The organism is Streptomyces sp. NPDC021096 (assembly GCF_040641275.1).
Lineage (GTDB): Bacteria > Actinomycetota > Actinomycetes > Streptomycetales > Streptomycetaceae > Streptomyces.
The window spans coordinates 1-2780 of sequence record NZ_JBFADG010000056.1 but is presented as its reverse complement, the minus strand read 5'-3'; the positions used below and the strand labels follow the sequence as shown (position 1 = coordinate 2780).

Sequence of the window (2780 nt, the reverse complement as noted above, 5' to 3'; positions counted from 1 at the left end):
GCTACGCGGCCGCCAACGTCTACCTCGACGCCCTCGCGGCACACCGACGCGCCACCGGCCTCCCCGCCACCTCCATCGCCTGGGGATTCTGGGAACAGCGCAGCGAACTGACCAGTGACCTGGACGACGTACAGCTGTCCAGGATCTCCCGGTCGGTCGGCACGAGCCTGACCGACCAGCAGGGGCTGGAGCTGTTCGACGCCGCGCTCGCCGCCGACGAGGCGATGGTGCTGGCCGATCCGCTCAATCTCCCCGCGCTGCGTGAGCAGGCAGCCGCCGGCACGCTGCCGTCCGTTCTGCGCGGTCTGGTCAGCGCGCCGGTCCGCCGGGCCGCCCAGGGCGGCGGCCCGGCCGGGCTGCGCCACCAGCTCGCCGGGCGGTCCGAGGCCGAGCAGGACCAGTACGTCCTGCGTCTGCTGCAGGAGCACGTCGCAGCCGTCCTCGGGCACGCGTCCGCGGAGTCCGTCGAGGTGGCGCGGACCTTCCAGGAGATCGGCTTCGACTCGCTGACCGCCGTGGAACTGCGCAACCGCATCAGCGCGGCCACGGGCGTACGGCTGCCGGCCACCGCCGTCTTCGACTACCCCACCCCCCGCGTGCTGGCGGAGTACGTACGCGCGCAGGCATGGGGTGCCGGTGCCGCTGTCGTACCGGCCGCCGTCGCGGCCCCGGCCGCACTCGACGACGACCCGATCGTGATCGTCGGCATGAGCTGCCGCTACCCGGGCGGGATCGACTCGCCCGACGACCTGTGGCGGTTCGTCGATTCCGCGGCCGACGCCGTGTCCGTCCTCCCGTCGGACCGGGGCTGGGACCTCGCGGCCCTGGCCGGCGCGAAGGGCCGCACAGGGTCGTCGTACACGCGTGACGGCGGGTTCCTCTACGACGCGGCCGAGTTCGACGCCGGGTTCTTCGGGATCTCGCCGCGCGAGGCGACTGCCATGGATCCGCAGCAGCGACTGCTGCTGGAGGCGTCCTGGGAGGCGTTCGAACGGGCCGGCATCGCCCCCGACTCGCTGAAGGGCAGCAGGACCGGCGTCTTCACGGGCGTGATGTACCACGACTACGCCTCCTGGCTGCGCGACGTCCCGGAGGACGCCGAGGGCTACCTCGGGACGGGCACCGCGGGCAGTGTCGCGTCCGGCCGTGTGGCCTACACGTTCGGCCTCGAGGGCCCCGCGCTGACGGTGGACACGGCGTGCTCGTCGTCGCTGGTGGCGCTGCATCTGGCGTGCGAGTCGCTGCGGCGCGGCGAGTGCTCGATGGCGCTCGCGGGCGGTGTCACCGTGCTGGCGACGCCCCAGATCTTCGTGGAGTTCTCGCGCCAGGGCGGTCTCGCGGCCGACGGCCGGTGCAAGTCGTTCGCGGCGGCCGCGGACGGTACGGGCTGGGCCGAGGGCGTCGGCATGCTCCTCGTCGAGCGACTGTCGGACGCCCGGCGCAACGGCCACCAGGTCCTCGCGGTCGTACGCGGCTCCGCCGTCAACCAGGACGGCGCCTCGAACGGCCTCACCGCCCCCAACGGCCCCTCCCAGCAACGGGTGATCCGTCAGGCACTGGCAAGCGCGGGCCTGGCGTCCCGGGACGTCCACGCCGTGGAGGCACACGGCACGGGCACCACGCTCGGCGACCCCATCGAGGCGCAGGCGCTGCTCGCCACCTACGGCCAGGACCGTGACGCCGACCAGCCGCTGCTGCTGGGATCGGTCAAGTCCAACATCGGACACGCCCAGGCTGCCGCGGGTGTGGCCGGTGTCATCAAGATGGTCATGGCGATGCGGCACGGTGTACTGCCCCGGACCCTCCACGTCGACGAACCCACGCCCCACGTCGACTGGACCGCGGGCGCCGTGGAGCTGCTCACCGAGCGCACGGTCTGGCCGGAGACCGGCGACCTCCGCCGCGCCGGCGTGTCCTCGTTCGGCGCGAGCGGCACCAACGCCCACGTCATTCTCGAACAGGCACCGTCGGAACCCGATCTGCCCGAGACGGACGAGGCCGAACTGCCGGCCGTCCCCTGGGTGGTGTCGGGTGAGGGCGAGGCTGCGCTTCGGGCGCAGGCCGAGCGCTTGAGGTCCTTCGTGAACGGCAATCCGGAGCTGGATCCGGCGGACGTGGGCTGGTCGCTGGCCTCGTCGCGTGCGGCGCTGTCGCATCGCGCGGTGGTCGTGGGCACGAACCGCGACGAGCTCCTCGCAGGCCTCGAATCGCTGACTGTCGGTGTTCCGGTGGCCGGTGGGCTGGGCGTGCTGTTCACGGGCCAGGGCTCCCAGCGACTGGGCATGGGCCGCGAGCTGCACAGCGCCTACCCGGTCTTCGCCCAGGCGTGGGACGAGGTCTGCGCCGAGCTCGACCGCCACCTCGACCGACCCCTGCACGAAGTGGTCTGGGGCGACGACACCGACCTGCTGAGTGAGACCCTTTACACCCAAGCAGGTCTCTTCGCCCTCGAAGTCTCCCTCTACCGCCTCGTCTCCTCGTGGGGCGTGAAGCCGGACCACCTCCTCGGCCACTCCATCGGTGAACTCACCGCAGCCCACATCGCAGGCGTCTGGTCACTTGAGGACGCGGCTCGCATCGTGGCAGCTCGCGGTCGTCTCATGCAGGCCCTGCCCACCGGCGGAGCCATGGCCTCCGTCGCCGCCTCCGAAAGCGACGTACTCCCCCTCCTCACCGACGGCGTCGCCATCGCCGCCGTCAACGGCCCCGAATCCACCGTCATCTCCGGAGACACAGAGGCCGTCGAGGGCGTTGCCGACATCCTCTCCTCTCGCGGGGTC

At 72.2% G+C, this 2780-nt stretch carries 1 protein-coding gene; it reads left to right on the top strand.

Annotated features, from left to right (window positions below):
* The coding region (locus tag AB0G59_RS29000) for a beta-ketoacyl synthase N-terminal-like domain-containing protein (RefSeq protein ID WP_360917730.1) at nucleotides 1-2780 on the top strand (2780 nt) is incomplete at both ends.